This is a genomic window from Candidatus Nitrospira neomarina (assembly GCF_032051675.1).
GTDB classification, from domain to species: Bacteria; Nitrospirota; Nitrospiria; order Nitrospirales; family UBA8639; genus Nitrospira_E; species Nitrospira_E neomarina.
The window spans coordinates 4,492,669-4,512,008 of sequence record NZ_CP116968.1 but is presented as its reverse complement, the minus strand read 5'-3'; the positions used below and the strand labels follow the sequence as shown (position 1 = coordinate 4,512,008).

General features: G+C 49.5%; 16 protein-coding genes. 6 read left to right on the top strand and 10 right to left on the bottom strand.

What is annotated here, in order from left to right:
* Positions 1 to 86 precede the first annotated feature (86 nt).
* Together PQG83_RS19580 and tkt are read right to left on the bottom strand one after the other, a co-directional pair.
* The gene (locus PQG83_RS19580) at positions 87 to 2,948 is read right to left on the bottom strand and encodes a bifunctional transaldolase/phosoglucose isomerase (RefSeq protein ID WP_312744655.1); all 2,862 of its coding nucleotides are present in this window, start codon (positions 2,946 to 2,948) and stop codon (positions 87 to 89) included.
* 27 nt (positions 2,949 to 2,975) lie between these two features.
* The gene (tkt, locus tag PQG83_RS19575) at positions 2,976 to 5,066 is read right to left on the bottom strand and encodes a transketolase (RefSeq protein ID WP_312744652.1); all 2,091 of its coding nucleotides are present in this window, start codon (positions 5,064 to 5,066) and stop codon (positions 2,976 to 2,978) included.
* Between the two features lie 242 nt (positions 5,067 to 5,308).
* Here tkt and PQG83_RS19570 point away from each other — a divergent pair, with 242 nt between their 5' ends.
* A complete protein-coding gene (locus PQG83_RS19570; RefSeq protein WP_312744649.1) occupies positions 5,309 to 5,503 on the top strand; it encodes a MoaD/ThiS family protein in 195 nt (64 codons plus the stop codon).
* A 4-nt stretch (positions 5,504 to 5,507) separates the two neighbouring features.
* Positions 5,508 to 6,443 (top strand): PP-loop family protein, encoded by a 936-nt coding sequence (locus PQG83_RS19565; protein ID WP_312744646.1) that lies wholly within the window; start codon positions 5,508 to 5,510, stop codon positions 6,441 to 6,443.
* Between the two features lie 247 nt (positions 6,444 to 6,690).
* Here PQG83_RS19565 and PQG83_RS19560 read toward each other — a convergent pair whose 3' ends face one another.
* The 7 genes from PQG83_RS19560 to PQG83_RS19530 all read right to left on the bottom strand — a co-directional run bounded on the left by PQG83_RS19560 (position 6,691) and on the right by PQG83_RS19530 (position 12,874).
* Positions 6,691 to 7,122 carry a hypothetical protein gene (locus PQG83_RS19560; RefSeq protein WP_312744643.1) on the bottom strand — a complete coding sequence of 144 codons (432 nt, stop codon included), beginning with the start codon at positions 7,120 to 7,122 and terminating at the stop codon, positions 6,691 to 6,693.
* Positions 7,123 to 7,231: 109 nt separating this feature from the next.
* Positions 7,232 to 8,230: a flippase-like domain-containing protein gene (locus PQG83_RS19555; protein ID WP_312744640.1), complete on the bottom strand. Its 999-nt coding sequence runs from the start codon at positions 8,228 to 8,230 to the stop codon at positions 7,232 to 7,234.
* A complete protein-coding gene (locus tag PQG83_RS19550) occupies positions 8,223 to 9,707 on the bottom strand; it encodes a CDP-alcohol phosphatidyltransferase family protein (RefSeq protein ID WP_312744637.1) in 1,485 nt (494 codons plus the stop codon). The genes PQG83_RS19555 and PQG83_RS19550 overlap by 8 nt, the downstream gene beginning before the upstream one ends.
* Positions 9,708 to 9,717: 10 nt before the next feature.
* Positions 9,718 to 10,479, bottom strand: coding sequence for a phosphocholine cytidylyltransferase family protein (locus PQG83_RS19545; RefSeq protein ID WP_312744634.1), 762 nt, complete (start codon positions 10,477 to 10,479; stop codon positions 9,718 to 9,720).
* Positions 10,476 to 11,564 carry a pyridoxal-phosphate-dependent aminotransferase family protein gene (locus tag PQG83_RS19540; protein WP_312744631.1) on the bottom strand — a complete coding sequence of 363 codons (1,089 nt, stop codon included), beginning with the start codon at positions 11,562 to 11,564 and terminating at the stop codon, positions 10,476 to 10,478. The genes PQG83_RS19545 and PQG83_RS19540 overlap by 4 nt, the downstream gene beginning before the upstream one ends.
* A gap of 63 nt (positions 11,565 to 11,627) precedes the next feature.
* The gene (locus PQG83_RS19535; protein ID WP_312744628.1) at positions 11,628 to 12,209 is read right to left on the bottom strand and encodes a thiamine pyrophosphate-dependent enzyme; all 582 of its coding nucleotides are present in this window, start codon (positions 12,207 to 12,209) and stop codon (positions 11,628 to 11,630) included.
* Positions 12,210 to 12,361: 152 nt separating this feature from the next.
* The gene (locus tag PQG83_RS19530; protein ID WP_312744625.1) at positions 12,362 to 12,874 is read right to left on the bottom strand and encodes a thiamine pyrophosphate-binding protein; all 513 of its coding nucleotides are present in this window, start codon (positions 12,872 to 12,874) and stop codon (positions 12,362 to 12,364) included.
* Positions 12,875 to 13,135: 261 nt separating this feature from the next.
* On the opposite strand from PQG83_RS19530, the gene queF reads away from it, so the two are divergent.
* From queF to PQG83_RS19510, 4 genes are all read left to right on the top strand, one after another.
* Complete coding sequence (gene queF, locus PQG83_RS19525; RefSeq protein WP_312744622.1) at positions 13,136 to 13,537, top strand: preQ(1) synthase; 402 nt, start codon at positions 13,136 to 13,138, stop codon at positions 13,535 to 13,537.
* Between the two features lie 1,005 nt (positions 13,538 to 14,542).
* On the top strand, positions 14,543 to 15,091 hold the full coding sequence (locus PQG83_RS19520) for a hypothetical protein (protein ID WP_312744620.1): 549 nt from the start codon (positions 14,543 to 14,545) through the stop codon (positions 15,089 to 15,091).
* A 15-nt stretch (positions 15,092 to 15,106) separates the two neighbouring features.
* Positions 15,107 to 15,682 (top strand): hypothetical protein, encoded by a 576-nt coding sequence (locus PQG83_RS19515; RefSeq protein WP_312744617.1) that lies wholly within the window; start codon positions 15,107 to 15,109, stop codon positions 15,680 to 15,682.
* A 650-nt stretch (positions 15,683 to 16,332) separates the two neighbouring features.
* Entirely contained in the window at positions 16,333 to 17,697 is a 1,365-nt protein-coding gene (locus tag PQG83_RS19510; protein WP_312744614.1) for a M48 family metallopeptidase, read from the top strand.
* 394 nt (positions 17,698 to 18,091) lie between these two features.
* On the opposite strand, the gene PQG83_RS19505 is transcribed toward PQG83_RS19510, so the two are convergent.
* On the bottom strand, positions 18,092 to 19,207 hold the full coding sequence (locus tag PQG83_RS19505) for a DegT/DnrJ/EryC1/StrS family aminotransferase (RefSeq protein ID WP_312744611.1): 1,116 nt from the start codon (positions 19,205 to 19,207) through the stop codon (positions 18,092 to 18,094).
* Between the last annotated feature and the right edge of the window lie 133 nt (positions 19,208 to 19,340).

Below are 19,340 nucleotides of genomic sequence, written 5' to 3'. Positions count from 1 at the left end.
CTTAGACCCCGTCGAACTTTGGGGATCCAGGACGAACTCTGGACCGATTGGCACATGTGCAGCTGATTCCGAAGTCCGACAACCTCCTAGTGAGCATGCGACCCAATGCCGGCTTCAATCGATTGCTCTAGGCGAGACAACCCCTTTTCAACATCGGCCCCTAGGTGAAGACGAATGACCCGTCGTTGACGGCTACTCAGACTTTGCATATCGCCCAATGCTTGTGCATCTTTCAACACGCCAAACGAATATGGTTCACCAGGAATGGGAAGATCTTCCCGATCATCGCATGTCACCTGAATAAAAACGCCAGAATTGGGTCCCCCCTTATGCAATTGCCCCGTGGAATGGAGAAATCGTGGGCCATATCCTAACGTGGTTGCAATCTGTTTGTTCTCACGAATGTTGGTGCGGATGCGTTGAAAAATTGCATGAACCGGATCGGTACGTTCCACGTAGGCATTGATGGCCAAATAATCACCTGATTGAATACGAGCGAGATGCGCGCCCAGTACGGTTTCCAATGAAGCCTTGCCTTTGAGGACAGAGGCGTTCAGTTCATCGGTATAGACGGTTACATTGCCATCGGTGAGGAAAGAGGGGAAATCCGGCAAGGTGCCGTTCCGGGTGAAGCCTTCTAAATATTTCTTTGTGTAATCCTTACTTTCCTGAACGTTTGGCTGATCGAATGCATTAATCTCTAACAAAGCTCCGGCCACCGCCGTGGCCATTTCCCATAAGAAAAATTGCTCACCAAGATTAATCAGATCGGCGACGTTGATGCGAATCACCGGATGCCCGGCTTGTTCAAGTGCCTTTACTTTAGCGTCCTGGGTGGCATCAATCCCTTGTTCATATCGGATATAGGCAAAGACCCGGTCCTGGGCATAGACCTCAGGGTCTCCTAAGGATTCCCCATCAATGGGAATAATTCCCTTTCCTTCTTTCCCCGTGCTTTCAGCCACCAATTGTTCTAACCACGCCCCCAGATCCCATAGTGCCGGCGAGGTCACAAACGTCAGCTTGTCCTTTCCAGCCTTGGCACATATACCCAGGACCGTCCCGAGGATCACACCTGGGTTATCCTGAGGGGGCACGCTAGCCCCACAGGAATGACGCATGCGTTCCGCCCGATACAAAAAATGCTCAATATTCACGCCCATTAAAGCGGCAGGGACCATGCCAAAATTAGAAAGGGCCGAATATCGCCCGCCAATTTCTGGGACACCCGGCAGAATATATCTGAATCGCAGCTCTTTGGCCATCTGCTCCAGCAACGAGCCAGGATCGGTAATAGCCACAAAATGATTGCCCGCCTTCTCCCCGACAATCTGCCGCATACGCTCAAAGAAATATTTTTGAAACACGAGGGGTTCGGTCGTGGATCCCGATTTACTGGCTACCACACACAACGTTTTTGCCAAATCGACCCGATGTTCAAATGCCCGCACCTGCGAGGGTACCGTGCTATCCAAAACATGTAATTCGGGATATCCGGGAATCAAGCCAAAGGTCATCCGGCAGACTTCCGGGCACAAGCTGCTTCCCCCCATACCCAGGATCAGAACATGTTGAAACCCCGCTTCTTTGATCTCTTTTGCCAAAGCCAGCAATCGGGGTATCGAGGAGAGTTGTTGTTCTGTAATTCGCAACCACCCCAAGGCATTCCGAATGATCTCCTGATGGGCAGGATCGTGATGCCAGACCGTAGGATCTTTGCTCCACAAACGGCGAACCAGATTCGTATGCTGAAATTCGTTGAGCGCCTCATCAATCTTCGGCTGCAGCGGGCCAACCGAATAGGCAACCCGGTCTACTTTTTCCCCTAAAATGATAGCCCGTTTCCGGCTAATCACGCCCATTAATTGATCAAAGGCATCCAAAAATAATTGTGCGCCATCCTGCAGAAGGGTGTCGGTGACCTCCTCCATTGAAATTCCAGCTTCGGCCAACTGCTGCATGGTTTTTTTCGCTTCAGCGAGGCCCTCCTGAATCGTATTCTTCACGGTTCCGTGAGTCCGGAAAGCCGTAAACGTCGCTTCAGGCATCGTGTTCACGGTATCCGGACCGATGAGATTATCAACATAATAGGTATCCGGATATTTGGGATTTTTCGTCCCCGTGCTCGCCCAAAGGACCCGCTGGACCCGCGCACCTTCTGCTTTAAGGAGTTGGAATTCGGAGCTCGCAAAGACTTCCTGAAAAATTTTATAAGCCAGCTTGGCATTGGCAATGGCGACCTTTCCCAGTAGACCTTCCAGGATCGCTCGTTGGGCAGGACGGGATTCTTTTGAGATTTTTGCGTCTAGTTTTTTATCAATCAGCGTATCAATTCGACTGACGAAAAAACTGGCCACCGAGGCGATACGATGCAAATTCCCTCTATGCGCCGCCAACCGTTTCAATCCACGGATATAACTCCAGGCCACCTGCTCATATATCACCACACTGAATAAAAGAGTAACATTGATATTGATGCCCTGGGACAGAAGCTCCTCAATGGCGGGTAACCCCTGGGGGGTTCCAGGCACTTTAATCATGACATTGTCCCGGCCCACGGTTTGCCACAAACGGACCGCTTCATCGATGGTGCCTTGTGTATCAAAGGCCAAATCCGGAGAGACCTCCAGGCTGACATAGCCATCACGACCGTCCGAGGTCTCATAAACTGGCCGCATCAGATCGGCTGCATCCTGGATGTCTTGAATGGCTACTCCCTCATAAATCTGTTTGACGCTCGTCACCTGAGACGCGACCTGTGCAATCGCTTCATCATAGTCCGCACTCCCCGCAATCGCTTTTTCAAAAATCGAGGGATTCGAGGTCATACCCATGAGGCCGTCCTGCTCAATAAGCGTCTGGAGGTCCCCCGAGGTAATCAAACCACGACGAATATAGTCATACCAGGGACTTTGCCCCATCTCACGAAGTTGGACGAGTGGATTCATGGTGAGATTCTCCTTGAAAGGATAAAGTTAGCGGTCAGCGGCTGTCGCATGAGCTTGATGCCGTGCAATCTGCGCCTTGGCCGCTGCCACCACATGCTCAACCGTAAACCCAAATTTTTTAGCTAATTCCTTGAGCGGAGCCGAGGCGCCAAACGATTTCATCCCTATCGAATGGCCCTGGGTTCCGACATAGTTCCCCCATCCAAAGACAGAGGCTTGCTCGACCGATACCCGCGCGACGACATCGGGGGGAATGACCGAGCGGCGATAGTCTTCCGATTGTTGTTCGAACAATTCCCAGGAAGGCATACTGACGACCCGGCTTTTTATCCCTTCAAGCCCCAATTGCTCATGGGCTTGCACGCACAATGGGACTTCGCTTCCCGTTCCGAGCAATAAGACTTCTGGGCACCCATCTGGGGAGTCCGCCAATATATAAGCGCCTTTGGCCACGCCGGACGCAGACGCATATTTCGTGCGATCCAATGTGGGAATCGCCTGCCGCGAGACGATCATAATCACCGGTTCATGCCGCAATTCCATAATCACCTTCCACGCTTCGACAATTTCGTTGGCATCTCCAGGGCGAAACACCATTAACCCGGGAATTGCGCGAAGCGAAGAGATTTGTTCAATGGGCTGGTGGGTCGGTCCATCTTCCCCGACCCCAATGGAATCATGGGTAAAGATATGCACGACAGGAATTTCCATCAAGGCACTTAACCGGATGGCCGGTCTGGCATAATCGCTAAAGATCAGAAACCCTGAGCCATAGGGGCGAACTTTTGACAAAGACAGGCCATTCAAAATCGCGCCCATCGCATGCTCCCGAACCCCAAAATGGATATTCCGTCCTGATGGATTGCTGCCGGTCAAATCCCCGGCTCCCTCAAAAGTTAATCGAGTCTTCGTGGAGGGAGCCAGGTCTGCGGCCCCACCAAAGAACCAGGGAATAGTAGCTGCCAACGCATTCAATACGATTCCCGACACTTCCCGCCCGGCAAGTCCCTTGGCGTCAGGCGGAAAAACAGGAACTTTACGGTCCCAGCCATCGGGCAATTGTCGATGTTGCATGTGATACAAGTGGCCAGCCAATTCCGGATATTTGGTTTGATAGTCTGCAAACCGGGCCATCCACGCGGTCCGCAACTCTTTGCCTCGTTTCCCGATACCCTGTTGAAAATGAACGGGCACTTCCTCGGGCACAAGAAATCGTGTGTCTTCCGGCCAACCATAATAGCGTTTGGCTAACCGGATTTCTTCTTCACCCAAGGGTTCACCATGAGCCGAATGCGTATCCTGTTTATTCGGAGCTCCATACCCAATATGGCTGTCGACAATGATCAGGGTCGGACGATCTGATTCCTTGAAAAATGTGCCAAATGCCCGATCCAGCATCTTGAGATCATTGGCATCCCCCACACGAGTCACATTCCAGCCATAGGCGATAAACCGAGTGGCCACATCTTCAGAAAAAGCCAGGTCCGTATGGCCTTCAATGGTGATCTTATTGTTATCATAGATCCAACAGAGATTCGACAATTTAAGGTGTCCGGCAAGAGATGCCGCCTCCGAGGACACCCCTTCCATTAAACACCCATCACCACAAATGGCATACACATTATAGTTAAACATTTCAAAATCCGGGCGATTGAAATACTCGGCCATCCATCGTTGCGCAATCGCCATGCCCACACTGGTTGCGACACCCTGACCTAAGGGACCGGTCGTCGTTTCGATACCCGAAGTCCAACGATACTCAGGATGACCAGGGCATTTACTCTCTAATTGCCGGAACCGTTTAATGTCCTCCAACGTCACCGAAAGCTCACCCAATTGCTCATATTGCCCGTTCACCGATTTCACGCCACAGAGATGCAACAGGGAATAAAGCAACATTGATGCATGCCCGGCCGAGAGAACAAACCGATCTCGATTCGGCCAGATGGGATCGCTTGGATCAGAACGCAAGATCCGATTCCAGAGCCAATAGGCGACAGGAGCCAAGGCCATCGGAGTACCGGGATGCCCGGAGTTTGCGGCTTGCACCGCATCCATCGATAAGGTACGAATGGTGTTAATACAAAGCTGGTCCAGCGAATCGCATGCGGGTTTCATTCTTGCTCCTTCGTTATCCATAATAAGTGAGCTATCTCGCGTGACGGGTGTTCATTTGTGAGAAAGGTAAGTATCTGCATCCTATCATAGGTCTTCCGTTCACTCTACATTATGGCCCATTAGGTTGTTCGGCAAACGGACTTGCTGGGAAGCAATAGCAAACTTCCCTCTGGCGAAGACAAAAAGTCGCATTATTTAAATCAGTTGCCAATCCCATGAACCTGTCTTTATGATTCGAACCTATGAAAGTCCATCTTAGCCATCCCACTCGTGACCTGGTCATCCAAGGCCCCAAACGGGTTGCCGACATTTTCAAAGAACTCAATTTAATCCCTGAGGCTTTCTTGATCATACGCGGGCAGGATCTCATGACCGAAGACGAAACCGTAGCGGATGGGGATAGCATTGAAATCCGCCCGGTCATATCCGGAGGGTAAACACATGCGCTGCCGAAAATGTCCAAAACGGGCGGTGCTGGGACTACCAAGGCACAATACGGCGTTTTGTGGGGGCTGTCTCACTGAATTTGTCCGAACCCAGGTGCAACGAGCCATTAAGGCTCAACAAATGTTTTCCCCTGAAGATCGCGTTCTGGTTGCCGTTTCCGGAGGGAAAGACAGCCTGACCCTTTGGGAAATTCTTCTGAAATTAGGCTATCGGGTCGATGCCTTGTATGTTGATTTAGGCATCCCCGGTTATTCCAGCCGGTCAAAAGAAAAAGTCGAACAGTTTGCCAAAGTGGTGGCTGAACCCTGCGGATCCCAACTGACGATTCATACCGTGGAAGAAGACGCAGGAGCCGGCATTAAAGAATTGGCTAATCTGATCAAGCGCCCCACATGCTCTGCCTGTGGCACGATTAAACGGTATCAGTTTAATCGGGTAGCCTGGCAAAACCACTACGACGTGATGGCCACCGGCCATAATTTAGATGATGAGGCGGCCAGACTTCTGGGCAATGTCCTGCAGTGGCAGGAGGAATATTTGCAGAAACAGTCGCCAACCCTTCCCGCCTCCGTCGAAGGCTTTGCGAAAAAAGTAAAACCGCTCTACCGAATGACCGAACGGGAGATTGCGGCCTATGCTGTGGTCAACCGGATTGACTATTTAGTCGAAGAATGCCCGATGGCTAAAGGCGCAAAGATGTTGGTGTATAAAGACGCGCTTAATCGCTTGGAAGCGGAATCCCCGGGAACCAAGCAACGGTTTTATTGGGGATTCCTTGATAGACAGGAAAAATCATCCTCTGTGGCCCCATCTATGAGCCAGATCGACCAAACCACCTTGCAACCCTGTACCGTATGCAGCCAACCCACGACCGCGGGAACCTGCTCCTTCTGTCGCATGATGGCCCGCGCCAAGACGGCAGTGAAGTAGCCTCATTTTTTGACATGGCCATTCTTGATGGCCTTCAGAGCATCGACGACAGTTTCGTCACGACTCCGCAGAACCCCGCTTCCGGATGCTCACCTCACATTTTGGCTCAACCACAAAAAAAAATAGGACTTGGCCTCACAAGCCGGGACCTATTTCCATAGCTTCATTTCCCACATACCAATTGAGCAAAAAGAGCTAGAAAATTTGGCCCTTGGCCAAAAAAAAGAGGGAATTTGGCGACGTCGAGTTATTCAGGGAGTTCGATGCTGCCCCCTTCGAGGTCGGCATCTATGCCGGTCAGTTCCATTTTGTTACCAACCCGCCACCATTCCGGGGAGATTTCAGACAAGGTGCCTTTCGAGGTATAAAATTTTGCAGAAGGAATGGCCACAGCTTGGTGGGACTTTTTGTGGATTTCCATGACGAGGGTCTTCAGGGTCGTATCTTCCACCTTGACGCTATCCGGCAACTCGGTAAGGACAAACCGATCGCCAGGGTTGTGTTCCCAGACGTTGCGTTGCAATTTGGCCACTTCCGTTCCGGTTGGCATAAACACACCCATACTCAATGCCAATTTTTTCTCCTCTTCCAACCACTCAATACGAAGCTGTTCTTTACCGTGAGCGATAAAGACGCCATCGGTATTCCGAAGGGTATTCTTTCCCAGTTCAATATCCATCGTTACCTCATCCTTTCTCGGGCAACTATTCGTGAGAGTCCGATTATTCACAATAGACCCTGAGAGTTCAAGTCACCGAATATTTCTACGGAATCATCCAGTTTGTCCCCTACCGTTCCAACGAGGTCATCTGGTCCGGCTCACCACTCCGACCTTTCAACACCATCAGGCAAATAAGTCCAAAGACAATCCAGAGGATTTCTCGCATTCGTCGAATAAGCGCAAAAGTGATTCCCGTCACTTCCGAATAACCAAACGTCATCAATAGTAGGGTGTATCCCCCTTCTTGTGCACCCAGGCTTCCCGGAATGAAAAATGTTCCGCCTTTAATGAGCACCGTGAGCGCCGCGATTGAAAGAGCTACCCACACATCGATCCTCACACCGAGAAAGTAGAGAATGGCATAGACCTCAAGCGTTTCCATCATCCACGCCAAAAAAAATACGCCCAACGCCGCATAAAAGGTCTGCCGGTGCTGAGAATAAAATCCACGGATCGTGCCGTCCAGCTCCTGGAGTTGTGGTTCTCGTTTTTCAAGAAAGGAGAACCTGATACCGCATGACCGTAAAAGGCCCAAGCACCCCATACCGAGACCCCGACGTTGGAGCAGCACAAACAGCCCGACTCCAAACGCTAAGACTCCCACACTGACCAGCATCGCCATCCAGGAATGACCTGAATCGCCAAGTATCCAAAAAGCCATCGCCAATCCCAGCAAGATAAAAAGCACTTGAGCGAAGGTCATGGTGGTCTTCGCGGTAATCACGGATGCCAACCCATCCACCATTGGCACCCCGTATCGTTTGAGAAGATAGGCCTTCAGGGGCTCCCCACCGACATAGGCCGTGGGAGTCGTGACATTTACGGTTTCGCCAGCCATCCGAATGGCAAATAACTGCATGAACCCGACATTGCGAGCATGAGAACCCAGAGTGAGTTGCCATCCCAAGGCTTCTAACCCGTAGACCAGAATCATGGGAAGGAGGATGAGCCCGAGATGTAGGATACCTAATTGAGAAACGGTCTGCTCAATCGGTTCGAGGCCGATGTGGAGAACAATCCCGACCAGGGCCGCAAGGCCGACGATCAGGAAAAGCAGTTTAAGCACGAGGGATAAGACTACGGCGAAGCATCCAGGCCATCGACATGACAAAGAGCCACGAGCCAATCGCGGCCAGGGCCAAAAACCAGTGCAGGAAGCCAAAGCCAGCACTCAGTAGCACCATGATGGAAAAATCGCGATTGGCGACTTTGCCCAACATAAAATCAATATTGGATCGTTCTTGTTCTGTGAGTTGCCGAATTTCACGAGGACGAGATCGCAATTGCCGCGCATGATTGACTAACAGTAACGACACGACATTCGCTAAAACCGCTGAGGCCCCAAGCAGAAGGGGGAGGTGCGTATGCTCCCACGGCCCCTGGAGAAACGCCCCGCAGGCGATGGCGGCAAACAACACAATGTGCACGATATTATCTGCCCAAATATCGAGTTCTTGCCCAAACTTGGACTCTGAAAACGTCAGCCGGGCGACCTCCCCATCGCAGCAATCAATGATGACAGACAATTGCAAGATCAGTCCCCCGAGAATGGCAAGCTTCCATGACCCTGGCACAAAAAGCCCCGCACCCACGAGCCCTACGACCATGGATAGCATCGTAATCATGTTCGGTGACCATCCCAACCGCAAAAACCCATGCGTCAGCAGACCGGAACATTTACGATTCACATAACGATCCACCAACCCATCCAAACCACCTTTAATTGTCTGGAGTGCCTCCAACAGCGTCCGCTCAGCGAGTTGGGGCCCCTTAGGCCCACGAACATCTCTGAACCACTGAGAAGCGCCGCCAAGGGTTTGAATCGTCCCTTCCACTGCCGCTTGCTCCAATGCCAACCGAAGGGGATTCGTGCCATTCGCATGTAACACGCCTGAAATTCCCAAGAGCCTGGCTGGGAGAACTAGAAGATCTCCAACCAGCGGCAACCGGCTTCGATCAGGAGTCTGATTTTTCGTTGAGGACTGGGACGTCTGGGAAACTGCCTGGTCATGGAAGACCACCGTCGAGGTTGATCGTCCCTCCAAGCCCTCAGGCCGGAACGCCACCCCGGGATTTCCCCGGTGATGTCCTTCCTCAGGATGACCAACGACTACGACTGCCTTTCCTTGAGATCCTTCAACTCGCAAGCGCTGGATCAATGCGGGAGAATACACGGTATGGCAACCCACGATCATACAGGCTCCATTTATTTCCTCCGCAAGCGCTTCCCAGGTCTGAGGGTCATGAGGAGGGAATTCCCGAACCGGCAACCAACGGACGGCGGCCTGTACCCGGCTATCTTCACGAAGTAACTGACGAAGAGCTTGTTCTTCCGGCCCAGCTAACACCCAAATTTGAGAAATTCCGCCTCGCTGCAACGTGAACACCGCCCGTTGGAACAGCGTCATGCCGCCGACACGAGTCAAGGGACTGGGAACTGCATCACCTGTCCCAACGGCTCCGGGGTCAAAGACGCCGACCGACGTTAATAAAATTGCCGTATCGACCGCATGGGTGGCTTCTTGTTTAAGTATTCCGTCCATACACTCATTCCTACGGTCTCAGTGTGGTGGCCCTGGTATTCTCCTCTAAGCGTATCACGGCGGGCAAGATCTCAGACTCCGCCCGAGCTATATCTTCAGGGAAATCAATTTCTATCCACGGAAGACCTCCGATTTTTTCGTATCCCACCGGCACCTTCTCAAAAAACTCTTTTAGCGCGTCCTCATATTCCATATCAAGCGCTCCAACTGCAACATAGGCTTGAACCGATTGCAACAGTGCTGGAATATCCTGTTCTTGGACTTTGAGAAACCCGACCCCTTCGCCGGCCTCATCATAGGCAGATGGCAGGCTTTTACTTAAGGTGAGGACTCGACCGGCCTTCGCGGCAATCATACACTCTTCCGATTCCTGCTTTACCGTCTCATCCATTAACAAGGCGGTCGGAAAGGGAGAACGAACCAAACGAGCCAGAATCGATGGGGCGTAAAGAACATCGGCATCCATGAGCACAACATCATCGTCCATTTCAGACCGTGCCGCCCACAATGACGTGATGCTCCCACGAGTAAACTGTTCATTCACCACCCATCTGACCTCTTGAACAAAGGGGTCAGCGGCCATGGCTTCTCGAATATGATTCTGAGCGTACCCCACCACCACCACCACCTGGGATACACCCGATTGCCCTAGAGCTTCGACATGCCGGGATAATAAAGTCCTTCCGCAAAGATCGATGAGGCATTTCGGTCGCCCTTCTGTCACACCCTGCAACCGTTTCCCCACACCCGCTGCAAAAATAATTGCCTTCACGCTCTGGCTCCCGAAAGTATGGACTGAAAAGCGGAGAGGAATCCTTCGATATTCTGATTGGTCAAGGCACCAATATTGGCAATACGGAACACTTTCTCTTCCAATTGCCCCTGCCCGGCATAGATCACGTATCCGGCTCGTTTTAATTCGTCATGCAGCCCTTGGTAGGCACACCCTTCAGGCAGATAAAAGGCGGTTAAGGTATTACTTTGAAGCGTGGGAGCCAGTACCGGCTTGACGCCCCACTCTTCCAGACGCGTCCGAATGGTGGTGGCATAGCCCTTAAATCGTTGAATCCGGTTGTCGAGGCCTTCTTCTAAGAGTTCATTAATCGCTTCGCGGAACGCATAATAAACCTGCACGGCCGGAGTAAAGGGAATCGTCCCCCGCTCCTGTTCTTCATAATAATTAGCCAAATTCAAATACCAGGACCGCTTGGGATATTTCATCATCCGCTCCATAAAGCCTTTGCGGACCAACACAAACGCGGCACCTGGAAAACCTTGAATACATTTCTGAGCGGCCCCCGCAACCATGTATAATTTATTTCCGGCAATATCCAGGGCCTCTCCTCCCAGCCCGCTCACAGAGTCCACCATAAAGACCCGATTATACCGGTCCACGACCTCCGCAACTTCCTTCACCGGATTAATCAACCCCAGGGTCGTTTCATGGTGCACCATGGCGACGGTGTGCACTTCCGGATGTTGCTTTAGCGCCAAATCAATCGTCTGCGGATCCGGTACGATTCCCCAGTCATACTTTAAGTCCGGCGTACCCAAACGCTGTGTTGCCACCATGGAAGACATCCGTTGGCCATACACCCCGTTGTTAATCACCATCGCCCGCTTGCCGGTAGGGATGCTGGACATTAACGCCGCTTCCACAGCCGCCGTGCCAGAACCCGTCAACACGATCGCGGTGTACTCATCTTCTTCACCAGGAACGAAGACCTTCAGCAATTTTTGCCGAATATCTGCCAATAGTTCCGAAAACTCCGACTCTCGATGACAGATATCCGGTTGAAGTAAAGCCTGACGGACTCTTTCAGACACATTGACGGGACCGGGATTGAATAAAATCATGAATCCTCTTCCTTTACAGGCTTACGTGCTGGCGAGTAGGCTGTCACGCGAATACGTGTGCCGTTAGGTGACACTCCCCTTAAACCGTTTCGTCAGCTCAGCCGGACTCAAGGCAATCCGATCCGCATCTTCAAGCTGTTCATTCACCTTGACCAACAAAAAACTCGGCCCGTCATCCTCTAACATGGCCTTGAACTCATACACAATATCTTCTCGCTCCCAAACTCGCTCAACATTCTTGTATCCTGCCGCTTTGGCCATTTTATCCAGGCCGACAACCCTGGAATAGGTGGGCTGATTTCCGGTGGTCCCATACACCTCATTATCAAAGACCACATGAATGAGATTTTTCGGCCGCAACGCACTAATCGTGGCCAACGTGCCAAGACTCATCAGCACATTTCCGTCGCCATCAAAGACTACCACCGTTTTTTCTGGCTGGGCCAGAGCCAATCCTAATCCGATGCCCGCCGTCGCGCCCATCGAGCCAATCATATAAAAATTTTGAGGCCGATCACGGAGTTTACAGGCTTCACGTGACGGAAACCCGTTGCACACAATAAGCAGTTGATCGGTCATCAGTTCCAACATGGCCGCCATCGCCTGCGCCCGGCTCTGCATGACCCCTTCTTCAGGTCCAATCATCGTTGCATCTCCAACACCATGGTTATTTCTTCGCGTAGGCACCCCAACCCATTGTCCACAGACCAAACAGGAGTGCAGATCCGCTGCTCTTTTCTCACGAAATCAAATCGAGAAATCCGTACAGGGCCATAGGACATATCTTCAACATCCCACTAGGGCTGAATGGTTTTCACGATGCCCTTTTTCAGCAATAGGGCGACAGGGATCCGCTTCTCCATAAAGGTTGTGGCTGTCCATTTCAGATCCTCCACAATTGTCTTCTGGGACAACGTCCTGTGGGGAATCCGTACCGTATCCAAAAGCGTCGTCATGGTTTCCCCCATGACCAGGTGTTCAGGTGCGTCTTTGCCCTCGAAGCCACGCCAGGAAACCAACAGCAAACAGGGAATCTGATAAATCAAATTGAGAGAAGCCAGAACATTCAGCGCATTACCTAATCCGGAATTTTGCATCAAGACTACCGGAATTTTCCCACCCAGGTAGGCTCCTGCGGCCATCGCCACAGCCTCATCTTCACGAACTGCCGGGGTATACAACCGTTCTTCCGTCAAATGGGCAATAATGCCCCCCAAAATCGTATCCGGTACACCGGTAAAAAAATCGAATCCAATGCCTTGCAGGCCTTTCACAAAATCGTCAGCTTCCAACACCGTGATACTGCTCATCGTCTTAGACAGACCTCACAATTCCCCCCCAATTTTTTCGACAAGTAAACCTTGTCACACACAGAATCGGGGTCAGGGTACCTTTGGATGGTGAATAACAACCGCTTCGGCAAAATACCAAGCGCGCCACAAATGACACGCGAGTATAGCCCAGGGTAGGGGTATTCTCAAGAAAGTGGCGGCATAAGGTTGCGGGAAAATTTCAGAAAAGAGTAGACTGGGTGACTTGCTGAACCATCCAAGGAGACGAGCCTTCAACGCATGAAAAAATCGCACATTTCTTCAAAATCAGGCTATTCGGAACGGCATGCCAAGAGCGGGATTGCCGATAAATTGCCAAAAATCGAAACCTGGCCGAACCAATATCCAGGCTACGAAATTACCATTGAAATTCCTGAATATACGGCTATTTGTCCCAAAACAGGACTCCCTGATTTTGGCACAATCCGGTTGACCTATGTGCCGGACAAATCCTGTCTTGAGTTAAAATCCCTCAAAACCTATATCCACGCCTATCGAAACCTGGGCATCTTTTATGAAAATGCGGTCAACAGAATCCTGGCCGATTTCGTCAAAGCCTGTCGTCCGGTCTCAGCAACTGTGACTGGGGAATTCACTGCCAGAGGCGGACTCCGCAGCGTCATCCGAGCCAGCTATCCTTAGTCGTTTCTCTCTCCGCTCCATCTTGGAACATAGACGTGCCACGTGAATGCCATCTGCTTCATTGAAAAAGTGCGTTTCGACAACCCATTAGGCCAGGACGCCCGATTGAGCTCCGGGAAAAGAGGGCTTTATATAGATTTGCGTACGGTTCTCGGCAGAATTCACCTGATCCAAGATGACCAAAATATTCCCCACCGAATTGAAGGTATAACCAAATGAGTCAACTGACGAATTGGCTCAATAAGGCAAGGACGAATGAATGAGAGGCAACATACAGAAATACTTTGCCAATTTTAACTCTTACGTGTGCTTGCAAGGCTCATGACCACCCCCTTAGAAACATGTTTGAAAAGGACTTGCTGCAACTTCGAACCATCTCATATATCCCATCACGTCCTTGACAGAGCCCCCCGTCCCTTTTTGAAAATCTCGTTCTCACTTCATTCATTCAATGCCTTCAAGTTGACAATCAAATCAGTTGCCTCCTGCTTGATCGACGTCGCCTCCTCACCTCATCTGAAACTCTCACTCTTGAATTATTTTGAGAGCTTCCTCCGAATTTATACACACCTCAAGATTCCTTATGATTTACTTTGCAGTTGCCCGAAAAGGAAAGAGAAAAAGAGTGTACTTGATTTTATTAAAAAAATTAGACAACATTTTTCAGCCCCTTTTTCACAAGAAATAATATGGGTTTACTTAAGATTAAAATCTGTCAACTAAGAGAAAACTTGTGAAGTGCTAGGGTTATTGCCTTGAGGAATTTCCAACAATCTTAGGCCAAACAAATCATTAAGAAAATAGACAAGCTGATGAAATGAGGGAAAGTGGTTAATCACGAAGTAATCACTAAAGCATTTACCTTTAATTGTATCTTAGGTGTCTTTCGTATCCTGCGCTAAGAAAAATTAATTTCGCACATTCAATCGCGGCTTTTATTGGAAATCTTTTTCATGCAAACTATTTTAAAAAGAAAATATCTAACAGATGTTCCGGAGGTGCAGAATGAATCAGACTAGAGTTCTCCTTGCGATTAGTTTCATTCTCAGCTTTTCTTCACCCGGATGTCTGGCTAACCAAATTAAGCCCAGTACTGGCATGGATGCTTCAACTCGTGCAAAACGCATTTACACAGACCTTAAAGAAGCTAATTTTTTGTTTCCCCCAGAAAACTCAACGGCTTCTGAAATTGCTGCATTCGAAAACAAATCAGAAAAAGTGGTGGACGCGCTAGAACAGCTGAAGAACAGCAAAAACAAAGAAGCGGAAGTTGAAGCTATAAAAAAAGTTTCTTCTGAGATGCAGAGTACAGGGTACCTAGCAGATGTAATTTTCTATACTGAGCGTGACGGAGCTCGAGTAAAGTATCAACAGATAACAGAGGAGGATGTAAAAAACGTTTCAAGACTGACGAATTCATCTGAACCATATAATTTGCCGATCGGCACCTACCGTATGTGGACCGAACGTAATGGAGAGGTGACTTCCCCGAAAGAAGAATTTGACATTTTTTCTCCGTATGTGGAAGTGGGTTTTGAGGAGCAGCTACCATAGGAATGATAAGAAGCTATGCTGGATAAGCCGCCAGCGAATTATCTGCATTTTATGGAATGGGTTTCTGCGCTTGCAGGAAGTGCAGGAGGCCTTTTACCGGGCATTGCCTTTTTTAATACTTACGCGCCGCCAATGTTCGAAGCAGTGTCTCTCCTAACTGGTGGTGTTGCAATTGCCATTGTTCTACATGCCCTTAAATCTGGGCATGCGACGAAGGGTTCGGCCAAAAAGGCTATTATTCTCATCCTTCTCGGCCTTTTACTAGTCGTTTCCTATGGCTTCGGACGAAGTTTCTGGACGGTCAGTCCTCCTGCGGGTTGGCCTCCAGATAGAATTCAAATTGGGTTTTACCTCGCAGACTGGTCACTAACAGACAAAGCTCAAGAGTACATGATTGATCACCCTGACTATACAGTAGAGAAACTCATGCTCAGCTTTGCAGCATATGACCATCCGGAAAAGATTTGGAAGGTATGGTCAATAATTAGTGCCGGCTTCATACTAATTGTGGTTTTCTCAGGAGGATTTCTCCTTTGGGCATATGGATTTGCGCTTCTTGCCCGTTCCCTCTCTTCGCAATTGGGGGGATAGCGATGCCTGTCAATACAATCGTGATGAAGCTATTGCTATTTGCGTTTATTCTATTGGGAATTAACTCATGCACCACTTCAATGCCTAGACACCCAGATTATAAAAAGAGGATCGACAACTTAGAGCTCGTGATCGATGATTTCAAAGAAGAAGTTAACAATGACTCAAAGAATTGCCCGAATGATAAACTCCCTTAGCTCTAGGCTTATTTCTCTACTACTAACCGCAGGCCTCCTTTCAGGCTGCATCAAGATCCTGGACGAGAAAGATATCCCTGGCCTAAAAGAGCCCTATCTTCAAAGGTACTCGATTGCAGAGCCCGTAGAAAAAGTGTGGCAAGCTACCCTTTTCGAGGTTGGGGCTCTAAATCGTTCCCGAGATCTCGTTGTTAATCAACGGTTTCACCTCATTTCTTGGGCAGATGAAAATGTCTCGGATGATTGTTATAAGGTGCGCCGAACTGGCATCACAAAGATTGAGGCTACCGCTCTTACTGTCATCCGAATACAAGCAACCGGGTCAAATGGCGCATTGGTTTTCGTGCGGAAAGTGTGCTACCCCCATGATCCCCGTAAGGATCATGGCCTGTCTCTTGGTGAATTTGAAAACGAATTCGTCAAACGAGTGCGGAACAGAATAGGAATGTAATATTGTTATTCCAATCCCGATACCGTATTCGCTGCTGTCTTGTTTCCATTCTGATCTTGGCCATGGTCTTGCCTGGGTTGGGATGCACCAATAAATCACTCAGGCCCTATTTTTCCTGGGAACGCGATCATTTTAAAGGAATCAAATTGCCCAGCAGAAATGAAATTCTTGCTAAAGCAAAAAACAACTACACGAAGAATTTCCCCCGACCCTTGGCGGTGGTGTGGCAAACCTGCCTTAATCTTGCCATTCAGGGTGGTGGGATATTGGGACTTAACGCCGACTCTGATGAGGACTACCGGCTGCTTTTCATAGCGAGTAAGCCACTAAACCACCAACCATTTCTCGACCTCAAGTTTACAGGAGTGCCGCAGCTAGATTACGTAGAAGCTTGGATCGCTGTGAGCGCGCGCAGAATTGATGATGCCACAACGCAGGTGGCAGTTGCGTGGGTATCGCCAACTTCAGGTAGAGCGGCTAATCCACAAGAGGAAGTAAGTGGTTATGATTTGTCTGACCAGTTGATCGAGCACAGCAAAGTGGCTACCCTTTCAATGAAGAATTATCTTAACGCCCTTGAACTGCAATTGTTTCCAGAAAGCCAGTGGACACAACTTCTTTCTCCTCCAACTCCCCAACTCTCATTGAGAGGCGATCCACCCAAAAAAGAAATTGCCAAACCAAAGTGGTATAAGCATGCGACACGCAATGGGAACCTGCAGTCGGCCTTAAAAAGAAGTAGAAATTACGTCATTGAAAATGACTCACTCACAAAACGCATGGAAGAAATCTTAAAACGTTTGAAAACCAGCGCCAACGCCGATTTTGATCAGCGCTTCGCTGTCTATATATATGCTTCAAGTTACAGTAATGCCTATGCAGCACCTAACGGTGACCTATTCATCACTACTGGCCTGCTGAGAGAGCTGAAAGACGTAAACGAACTTGCAGCAGTCTTGGCTCATGAGATGGATCATGTATTGCAGTATGATGCAATAACCCGTTTTGAAGATTACTTCTACTGGCAAAATCTTAAGTTTAATGCCATTATGATAGGACTAATCGCCGGCATGACAGTTGGAATTGTATATGACCCCAGTTACTGGTTCTCAATTCAAAAACCCTTCAGTTCCAATACTGAGGGATCGTTCGCAGGACTAGTTGCCACTGCTGCGATGATAGGTGGGATGATCACAACAGCCTACCCAAGCATCGAAATAGGGGAACTCGCCGTTCGCGATTACTCAATGGAGCAGGAGTTACGAGCCGATCGATACGGGACAAAATATCTCTGGCGCGCTGGTTATCCACCGGATAGTTGGCTTAAAGTTCTTAAAAGAAGGAGTAAATCAGAGAGTCATAGATGAGCTGCCCCAAGTAACAATTACCGGAAGGTTTTGACAACCTAAAGAAAATTTTGAAAGGAGCAGATATCCAAATATTTTTTTGAGTAATAGATTCTACTAACTGCCTCTCGAAGCGAAGGAGGGCGGTTTGTTTGCCTATACCCTGTATATAGGTCGAGCCACCACTCCACAGCTTTCCACCACAACGTAAACTCCGTTTTACTCCCCTGTCATCACACAGGTAACTGGACAGATTCCCACCATAAGGTTAAATAATGGGCACAGACCCCATGACCATTACTCGCCCCATAAACTTGCCACCCTGAATTCAGTGCATTCCGATTATATGGGAAATTCTAATAGATATTGTCAACATGTGTGATTTTCCATTTTTTTAATTTTTTTATGACGTCATCTATTTATGAAAAAAGGCGTTGATTGTGTCGACCACATACTGAAGTTGATCCTGGGTGAGTTCCGGATAGATGGGAAGAGAAAGCACCTCTTGGGAGAGCTGTTCCGAGACCGGAAAATCGCCTTTATGATACCCGAGATCCTGGTAACATTCCTGAAGATGAAGGGGGACAGGATAATAAATGCGATTACCGATTCCATGGTGGGTCAGGTAGGCACTGAGTTCGTCTCGCTGCCGCGTGCGAACGGTGAACTGGTTGTAAACATGACTATTGCCGGATGCCACGATCGGCACGGTCACGTGCTCATCAAGACCGTATGTCTGAAACATCTGCTGGTAAGTGGCCGCATGCGCTTGGCGCTTCGCGGTCCACTCAGCCAAATGCTGAAATTTCACCTGAAGAATGGCCGCTTGTAGCGCATCCAACCGGCTGTTTATTCCGATTAAATGATGATGATATTCTGATCGGCTTCCATGCACACGCAAAAGTCGCAGTCGCTCGGCCACCAGTGGGTCTCGCGTCGTAATCAACCCGCCGTCGCCAAATCCCCCTAAATTTTTCGAGGGGAAAAAGCTGAAGCCCCCCGTGCGTCCGAAGGCTCCGGCCCGGACACCGTTTCGAGCCGCACCGATGGCCTGGCAGGCATCTTCAATAACCGGGATTTCCTGTGCATCGGCGATCTGAAGAATCGTTTCCATATCCGCGCATTGTCCAAAGAGATGAACCGGAAGAATGGCTTTGACGTCTGAAGCGAGGCTATCCGCTAACCGTATGGGATCGAGATTAAAAGTATCAGGCGTCACATCGACAAACACCGGTCGCGCATGAAGCCGGGAAATCACTCCTGCAGACGCAAAAAATGTAAAGGGGACGGTCACGACACGATCGCCCGGTTGAACCCCCACCTCCATCAACGACAACAATAACGCATCGCTTCCTGATGCCACCCCAATCGCATGGTCTGTGCCGATATATGATGCCAGGTTCTCCTCCAGACTCTGAACCTGAGCTCCCAGAATAAAACTTTGTTCCGCACACACCTTTTCCAATACCACCTGAATATCCTGCTTGATGGCGGTGTATTGAGATTTCAGATCAAGAAGGGGAACGTTCACGATATGACGACTCCATTATAGATTGGAAACTTGGGGGGAATTGATCGTATGGGCAGCAATTTATCAACAAGGAGGCAATTGAGAGGCAAGGCCAACCATACCAACAACGTTTTCTGAATGCTATAGGCAGACG

Bases quoted from the DNA above. Each gene is read 5' to 3' on its own strand.
- PQG83_RS19580 (WP_312744655.1), bottom strand. From the start codon at position 2,948: ATGAATCCACTCGTCCAACTTCGTGAGATGGGGCAAAGTCCCTGGTAT.
- tkt (WP_312744652.1), bottom strand. From the start codon at position 5,066: ATGAAACCCGCATGCGATTCGCTGGACCAGCTTTGTATTAACACCATT.
- PQG83_RS19570 (WP_312744649.1), top strand. From the start codon at position 5,309: ATGAAAGTCCATCTTAGCCATCCCACTCGTGACCTGGTCATCCAAGGC.
- PQG83_RS19565 (WP_312744646.1), top strand. From the start codon at position 5,508: ATGCGCTGCCGAAAATGTCCAAAACGGGCGGTGCTGGGACTACCAAGG.
- PQG83_RS19560 (WP_312744643.1), bottom strand. From the start codon at position 7,122: ATGGATATTGAACTGGGAAAGAATACCCTTCGGAATACCGATGGCGTC.
- PQG83_RS19550 (WP_312744637.1), bottom strand. From the start codon at position 9,707: ATGGACGGAATACTTAAACAAGAAGCCACCCATGCGGTCGATACGGCA.
- PQG83_RS19540 (WP_312744631.1), bottom strand. From the start codon at position 11,564: ATGATTTTATTCAATCCCGGTCCCGTCAATGTGTCTGAAAGAGTCCGT.
- PQG83_RS19535 (WP_312744628.1), bottom strand. From the start codon at position 12,209: ATGATTGGACCTGAAGAAGGGGTCATGCAGAGCCGGGCGCAGGCGATG.
- PQG83_RS19530 (WP_312744625.1), bottom strand. From the start codon at position 12,874: ATGAGCAGTATCACGGTGTTGGAAGCTGACGATTTTGTGAAAGGCCTG.
- queF (WP_312744622.1), top strand. From the start codon at position 13,136: ATGAAAAAATCGCACATTTCTTCAAAATCAGGCTATTCGGAACGGCAT.
- PQG83_RS19520 (WP_312744620.1), top strand. From the start codon at position 14,543: ATGAATCAGACTAGAGTTCTCCTTGCGATTAGTTTCATTCTCAGCTTT.
- PQG83_RS19515 (WP_312744617.1), top strand. From the start codon at position 15,107: ATGCTGGATAAGCCGCCAGCGAATTATCTGCATTTTATGGAATGGGTT.